Origin of the sequence: Brenneria sp. L4-2C (assembly GCF_040240335.1) — a bacterium.
Classification (GTDB): Bacteria; Pseudomonadota; Gammaproteobacteria; order Enterobacterales; family Enterobacteriaceae; genus Brenneria.
The window spans coordinates 1-6,860 of record NZ_JBEIAC010000038.1 but is presented as its reverse complement, the minus strand read 5'-3'; the positions used below and the strand labels follow the sequence as shown (position 1 = coordinate 6,860).

Sequence of the window (6,860 nt, the reverse complement as noted above, 5' to 3'; positions counted from 1 at the left end):
CGGTGAGAGGTTCAACACGCGGGAGGAGATGAAATCGGCGGTATTCGAGTATATCGAGATAGACTACAATCGGCACCGACGGCATAGTGCCAACGGCGGGCTAAGCCCGGTGCAATTTGAGGAAAGAGACCTCGCTTAAGGCAGTGTCCACCGTCGCTGGGCAAGATCAATCGATCCATGGGGGTTGCAGAAATGTATGGGAGTAGGTGAATCAGGGCACCACGTTCCTTCAGGAAGGAAATCCAAAGGAAGGCCCTTTGCAGTATCCCGTTCAGATAAAACGAGACCAACTCTTTTCCCAAGGGGAATTCAACCAGAACATGACCATTGGCGAATGCATGATGCCGAAAGAGCTTATGTAGGCCCAAGTCAAGGGGATTTCCCTGGTTCTGATAAAGAATTGTTTGATGCGTATAGAAATGCTTACTCGAAATTATATGATATTAAAGTTGATGTGCGTTCTCCTAATGGCACCTACTTGTTGGGAGAGAATATTACTCCAGTAAAAGCTGTTGATTTGATTGAAAAATGGCTATTTTTAACAAGGGCTTTTATAATGGACATGAATAAACTTAACGATCTTTATACAAAGATATCTACCCCGTCATTTTTTAACTTTTTGAAAAATTTTGACATTGATAAATCTTTAGATGCCAGGGATGAAGATCCTTTTGATAGTCAATGGATGGATAATTTTAATAGGTTAGAAAATAAACCCTTCAATAAAGATACTTTAGATATTATCAACAAAATCAGGGAATGCACTTTCAAAGAATCTTTCAAAGTTATAGGGAGTGACGAAATATCTGCCAGAATTTCAGATGATTTCGAATTAATAGCTAAAAACCTAGCATTGAATGAAGAAGATAATTGGTCTGTTAGTTATTTATGGAAGTCATACCAAGCTGGTATCTTTCCAGTATAATCGTTGGTAAAATACCGGTATCAAATTCAGTGAGCTTTCCGACTTTAAATTTATCACTGTTCGGTAATGCGCCCAATTAGTAGAACATGAATTTTTCGATGAAGGCGCCAATGACCCTTTCGTGTAGTTCTACAGGACGATTAGTAGCTAGAGATGGCAATAGTCGATTGGCAATTGCAGTATTAGGAAAGGCAAAGCAGATTAAATACAAAATAATTACGGATACGGATCTTTTGAGAGATTTCACTAAATGTTCCAGAAACAATGGACTGCCTAATAATGGCACCTCGAAAGTACAAAAATGTAAGGGGTAACATATGATAGAGCAAGATAGAGCTATTCCTATTGAGCTACCAGTATGGCAAGCTCCTAATGATGATGTTTGTATTAAGCACAAAGGTGATGAGTTAGATATCTCCTTTAAAATATGGATAGATGCTGGAAAATACTCGAAGTTTGATGGCATATTGAATTTCAAGAAAATATGGGGCGTAAGGTTTGAAAGGCACAAACGATTACAATACTATCCTAATAGAGAAGATGATGACTTCAACTCTTGTTACTGGATTGTAAATGACTCATCATGGTTAAAGAAATTAATGATGGAAAGAGATAGTCATTTCTCTGACTGGAGGGAGTATGATAATGCAGAATATAAACATTATATCATACAAAGCAACCAGTATTACATTGAGATAATTTCTGGGGGAATGAGATTTTCAAAAAAAAGAAAATAATATAAAGTGCTTATTTTTAAGCTGGGGGCTCCCGGCTATTTTTTCCAGCATCATCACCTTGCCGGGCATCCCTCTGAACGTCAGTAATTGCCCGGTAAGACCTCGCTGCGTCAGTCAGTCCCTCCACCAAATGCAGTTCATGGTTATCCCGATCCAGCCCACGCCGAGGTAAGATGCTACTATGTTTTAGTCAGTATGTGTTTTGTTATTATTTGATTTAAAATGACTTTATGAATATAAAAACTATCACGGAAGGGCTGTAGCGTATGAGCTATGATGCAAAATCCTCGACCCATTACAACCCAAATAGGTAGTACGACCCAGAGGTAGGCCGGCTCGCGACACCGGATCCAATAGGGCTGGCGGGTGGTATTAACCTCTATACTTACGTTCCTAATCCGCTGACATGAATAGATCCGTTAGGTCTTGCTGGTTGTAGTGCTCAGTTTGGGTCAAGGAAAGTAGCTGTTAATGCAGTAAAAAGAGATGCAGGAATACCCAGAGGACAAAACCAACCGCTGTTAATAAAATTCCACTGACAGACAGAAATGGTCATCAATTAATGGATACAAATCACAACCCGATCTCGACAAGGGAGTATTATTATACTCGTTCCGATGGTTCTAAAATTGTAATACAAGAACATTCAGCAGGACACAACTATGGACCTCCTGGAACGGCAGGAAATCAAGGGCCGCATTTTAACCCAAGAGAGTATGATCCTATATCAGGTGCAGGCTCAAGGAATGATAGTTTTCCTGGATTACCTGAGCATTATAATTTTCCATGGAGTAACTAGGTATGTGGTTTGATTATGCGCACGGTAAAGAAAAAATCAACTTTATGTTTGATAATGAATTACCTCTTGAAAACTCTGAGTTTTGTTCATTTACATATCATGATATTTCAAAGCTATCTCTTCGTTTTAATACTAGATTTATTCCTAAAAAGCTTCCTAACAAATGGACAGAAAATGAATTCAATAGCATTTCAGTTTTATTAACATTCACTGAGGTACTATCGCTTAAAGTGAATTTGAAGAATATTAATTTTATTTGCACCCCTGATGTAAAATTAATTGACAACAGCATTATGCTTTCTATAGAAAATAAGGAATCTAGCTTTAGATGCCTAGCTAATTTTATGTTCATAGATGAAATTAAGCCACACTTAGATCAGCGCTGGAAATAATATTATATAAACCGGGAAGGGTCTTCTTAGTCTTCCCGGTTTATTTTTTATTTACTGTCGTTCAGCTCACTAAACAATTACCTTTTTAATCCCCTTAACTACCTATTTAACTTGATAAAGTTCCTTCCGCAGTTCCTGCGTTTCGTTGCTGTCAGCAATGATGATCAGGTGGTCCTATCCACGTAATGTGGACTAACTAGCTATCAACAGGCCGGCGGCCCGCGCTTCGAATACCGCTGGGCCATGTTCGACGACTGGCGGGTGGTTGAGCACCTCAGCGCTAGCGGCAGCGGTTGCACCATTGATTACGATGTGGCGGCCGGCTTAACGACGGTAACGGAATTTGACGGCCTGCTCCACCAACACCGCTGGAACGCCCAACAGCTGGTGACGGAATATACCGATGAACGCGGCGAAGTGTGGCACTACCAGTGGAACGATGATGCCCTGCTGATTGCCACGCGCGACCCCCTCGGCCACCGCTGGCAATTTCGCTACGACGATGCCGGCAATCTGGTGGAAGAAGAAGATGCGCTGGGCCATATCCGCCAGACCACCTGGCTGCCGCAGCGGGCGCTGCCCGTCAGCATCAAGGAAGCCAACGGCGCCGCCCATCACTTTTACTATGATGAACGCCATGCGCTGGTTGCCGAGGTGGATGCGCTCGGCCATCACCAACGTTCCCTGCGCGATAACTACGGTCAGGTGGTGCAGTCGGTTGATGCCAACAGCGGTGTCAGCCACTTTGACTATGATGCTCAGGGCCAGTTAATCAGCGCCCGCGACTGCTCCGGAAAACAGACGACTTATCACTACTAATGCCGAGGGCTGGCTGACGGAAGTCACTGATGCCGAGGGCGAAAGCACCCGTTATAGCTACGATGCCGCCGGGCGCCTGTTGGCACAGGAAGGCGCCCTGCCGGATACGGAGCATTACCGTTACGATCCGGCCGCCAACCTGCTGGACGAGGGCCAATGTCGCCAGCGGCACAACCGGGTAACGCACTATAAAGGCATCCATTACCGCTACGATACCTTCGGCCGTACGGTTGAGAAGCATAAAGATCGCTATCGCTATGACGCCGAGCATCGTCTGACCGAAGTGATACGGCACAGCGCGCATTACAATGAGCCGGAGCAACACGTGCAGTTCCGTTACGATCCCCTCGGACGCCGCACCCATAAACAGGTGTGGCTGCAAATCCGGGATCTGCCCCAGCCCACCGGGCAACGGCAAACCACCACCTTTCTGTGGGAAGGCTTCCGGTTGCTGCAGGAAACCCGTAATGGCACCCCACTCACCTATGTGTATGCCGATCAGGGCAGCTACGAGCCGCTGGCGCGTATTGACGGCATAGCGCATGCACAGGTGTGTATTTTCATAATGCGCCCAACGGCGAACCGGAAAGCCTGACGGACAGCGAAGGCACCGTACGCTGGCAAGGCCACGGCAGCGCCTGGGGCAAGTTGAGCGATGGGGAAAAACAGCAGACGCTGGATTATTCCCAAAACCTACGCATGGGCCAGTATCTGGACAGGGAAACCGGGCTGCATTACAATCTGTTTCGTTACTACGACCCAAGCTGCAGACGGTTTACACAGCCGGACCCGATAGGGGTATTGGGCGGTGAGAACCTGTATGCTTATGTACCGAATCCGCTGACTTGGATTGATCCGTTGGGGTTGAGTAAGTGTTCATTGTCTGGCAATACAATTAAAAAGCCAGATGGAACAGATCTTATAACAATTCCTGAGCATGCCAGAGTTCGCAAATTGACTCCTCCAGAAGGTTATTCTGGTGAATATGGATATGAATATAAATGGACAAACTCTGGAGGAAGGACATCAACGGTTCGTATTCATGGAATAGATGCTTCAGCTCCGGCTGGATCAAATGCTAGCCAAGGTTGGGTTGTTAGGGTATTTGATGGCAAGAGGAGTATGGATATAAAATGGAACTTATCATCCTCCCGGAATTTTTAATCCCAACAGTCCTCATTACAGTCCATCAATAATTAATGATGTTCATATACCAATTAATAAACCAACGAGTTTCCCGGGAGCTCTCTGATATCATTGAAATATGATTGTTTTTTAAGAGAGAAAACAAAGGAGATAAATGCCTCTTTGTTGAATAAAGAACCGAATATGTATGAGTTGATAGGCTCGGTTCGAGACTTGTTTTCATCTAGTTATAATAACAATCTGATAGCGAATACTGAAATAATTGAAGAACTATGGCGCACGTTGTTTAACGTTTTCTGTGAAAGCATTTTTTATGAAAATAAATTCGATGCTATATTTACCATGAGTGATATTTATCTTCATGCCAAAAGAAAAAACATAAATTTTAATTTAATATTGCGCCGGACCCGATAGGGTTGGCGGGGGGATTAACCTTTATCAGTATGCCCCAAATGCGCTGACGTGGATCGATCCGTTGGGGTTGTCATGTGTCGGCAAAGGTTCTGGGGGTAAAGGTTCTGGTGGTAATCGAGCTGTAGATCGTGCAGCGGCTGAACTGGATACGGCGGTACAACGTGCTAGCCGATTGCTTGATCGTGGTGGTCATATGAATACGCCATGGGGGAGAATACATCAGCGTTGGTCGAATAATTCCCATATACCTCAGTGGTTAAAAAATGTATCACGCGGAAATGCTATTCAACAGATAAACTAACTGCAAATAATAGATACTTGTTAGATATGGATATTAAAAGGAATGTGACCGGGTCATAGTGGGGGAATTTACGTCCAGACTATCATGCTACACTACCTAATGGCAAAGTTGCGGTATTTGATATAACAACGCCCGGTCAGGCACCTAAAATCAGGAAATATAATGTTGATGGCGTGACTGATTGGTTGATTAATATCCTTTATTAAGGTGGCTTATATGAGCAGGAAGTTAAAAAAAGAGTTAAGGGGACGATGGTCTGCGGAGTTAGATTTTGAGATCAATCGTGGCCTTAAAAAAGAGAACTGGAAAGATAAGAGTACCCCTAATGTTCGTTGGATGCTTCAGCCTTTTGGATTAACAGAAAGAAGTAAAATAGATTTTAGAGGATTTCCTTTTAGGGAACCGTCCAAATATCATCATATATACAATATTGATTTTTCGTATTCTCATTCGCTACATGAGATTATTGATGGATATGGTATGTCCCGAGGTGGAAGTTTCATTGATACAATAATAGAAGGTTGTGTTTTTATTGATGCTGAAATGCCAGCCAATTTATCGGGAATACTTACGGACTGTGATTTTAGTGGTGCGGTATTTGAATCCACTAGAATAAATGCAGATTTTAACTCCTGCCATTTTATTAAAGCTAAAATGAGAGATGTTTTAGTTAGTGGTAAGAAGTTTATTAATTGTGATTTTACTAAATCTAATTTGGCAAAATCTAGTTTTTATACTTGTTATTTTGACAATTGCATCTTTGATGATGCTAAATTTTCTGGAACTAATATATCGGGCAGTACATTTGTGAATACGAGACCATCGGAGGCCCAAATCGCGAGTTGTTCTGTTGCGGATAAATTAAAGTTTTTATAAATAGCATTGCTGGAAAAATCCTCTCTGGATCTTTCCAGTTTTTTGGGTTGCTATACCAATATATTACTTTGATGCCCGCCCGCCTATCCATAACCGCGTCACCCAGCTGAACGGCATCCGCTGGCGTTACGACACGTCCACGGCCGCACCGTCGAAAAAGACAACGACCACACCCGCTGACAGTACCGCTACGATACTGAACACCGCCTGACCGACGTGGTCAGCCTGCCCCGCCGCCACAAATTGCTGCGCGAGACCTCGCTTCAGGGAGCCGGCTTCGCCCAGAACCTGCGCATACAGGGCCAGTATCTGGACCGCGAAACCGCGGTAAGTGTCAAGATAGTTGGCACCCCCGGTTAATTTATACCACCTGTTTTTCCCGCTCCGGATTCAATGTCACCACGCCTGTCGGCTGCCAGTTTCTCGTCCTCCCTGACCAGCGTTCCGGATG

8 protein-coding genes and 3 pseudogenes are annotated in these 6,860 nt (G+C 43.8%); all 11 read left to right on the top strand.

Annotated features, from left to right (window positions below; all coding sequences use genetic code 11):
- Positions 1-139 (top strand): IS3 family transposase (locus ABRZ26_RS24490; protein ID WP_319606637.1); only part of this gene is annotated, 139 nt, incomplete at its 5' end.
- A 57-nt stretch (positions 140-196) separates the two neighbouring features.
- The gene (locus tag ABRZ26_RS24485; RefSeq protein WP_319606636.1) at positions 197-925 is read left to right on the top strand and encodes an immunity protein PIM1 family protein; all 729 of its coding nucleotides are present in this window, start codon (positions 197-199) and stop codon (positions 923-925) included.
- Between the two features lie 317 nt (positions 926-1,242).
- A complete protein-coding gene (locus tag ABRZ26_RS24480) occupies positions 1,243-1,662 on the top strand; it encodes a hypothetical protein (RefSeq protein ID WP_319606635.1) in 420 nt (139 codons plus the stop codon).
- A 290-nt stretch (positions 1,663-1,952) separates the two neighbouring features.
- Positions 1,953-2,069, top strand: a pseudogene (locus ABRZ26_RS24475) (RHS repeat-associated core domain-containing protein); the annotation flags it as partial.
- Positions 2,070-2,224: 155 nt separating this feature from the next.
- A complete protein-coding gene (locus tag ABRZ26_RS24470; RefSeq protein WP_349830387.1) occupies positions 2,225-2,461 on the top strand; it encodes an HNH/endonuclease VII fold putative polymorphic toxin in 237 nt (78 codons plus the stop codon).
- A 2-nt stretch (positions 2,462-2,463) separates the two neighbouring features.
- Positions 2,464-2,853, top strand: coding sequence for an Imm50 family immunity protein (locus tag ABRZ26_RS24465; RefSeq protein WP_319606634.1), 390 nt, complete (start codon positions 2,464-2,466; stop codon positions 2,851-2,853).
- Positions 2,854-3,096: 243 nt separating this feature from the next.
- Complete coding sequence (locus ABRZ26_RS24460) at positions 3,097-3,672, top strand: hypothetical protein (RefSeq protein WP_319606633.1); 576 nt, start codon at positions 3,097-3,099, stop codon at positions 3,670-3,672.
- Positions 3,673-3,721: 49 nt separating this feature from the next.
- A pseudogene (locus ABRZ26_RS25210) lies at positions 3,722-4,548 on the top strand (RHS repeat-associated core domain-containing protein); the annotation flags it as partial.
- Positions 4,531-4,836, top strand: a complete 306-nt coding sequence (locus ABRZ26_RS25205) for a polymorphic toxin type 30 domain-containing protein (protein ID WP_413556459.1) — start codon at positions 4,531-4,533, stop codon at positions 4,834-4,836. The pseudogene ABRZ26_RS25210 and the gene ABRZ26_RS25205, both read left to right, overlap by 18 nt.
- Positions 4,837-5,222: 386 nt before the next feature.
- Positions 5,223-5,533, top strand: a pseudogene (locus tag ABRZ26_RS25200) (RHS repeat-associated core domain-containing protein); the annotation flags it as partial.
- 216 nt (positions 5,534-5,749) lie between these two features.
- Complete coding sequence (locus tag ABRZ26_RS24435; protein ID WP_319606629.1) at positions 5,750-6,409, top strand: pentapeptide repeat-containing protein; 660 nt, start codon at positions 5,750-5,752, stop codon at positions 6,407-6,409.
- Positions 6,410-6,860: the final 451 nt, after the last annotated feature.

Bases quoted from the DNA above. Each gene is read 5' to 3' on its own strand.
- ABRZ26_RS24465 (WP_319606634.1), top strand. From the start codon at position 2,464: ATGTGGTTTGATTATGCGCACGGTAAAGAAAAAATCAACTTTATGTTT.
- ABRZ26_RS24485 (WP_319606636.1), top strand. From the start codon at position 197: ATGGGAGTAGGTGAATCAGGGCACCACGTTCCTTCAGGAAGGAAATCC.
- ABRZ26_RS24480 (WP_319606635.1), top strand. From the start codon at position 1,243: ATGATAGAGCAAGATAGAGCTATTCCTATTGAGCTACCAGTATGGCAA.
- ABRZ26_RS24435 (WP_319606629.1), top strand. From the start codon at position 5,750: ATGAGCAGGAAGTTAAAAAAAGAGTTAAGGGGACGATGGTCTGCGGAG.
- ABRZ26_RS24460 (WP_319606633.1), top strand. From the start codon at position 3,097: ATGTTCGACGACTGGCGGGTGGTTGAGCACCTCAGCGCTAGCGGCAGC.
- ABRZ26_RS24470 (WP_349830387.1), top strand. From the start codon at position 2,225: ATGGATACAAATCACAACCCGATCTCGACAAGGGAGTATTATTATACT.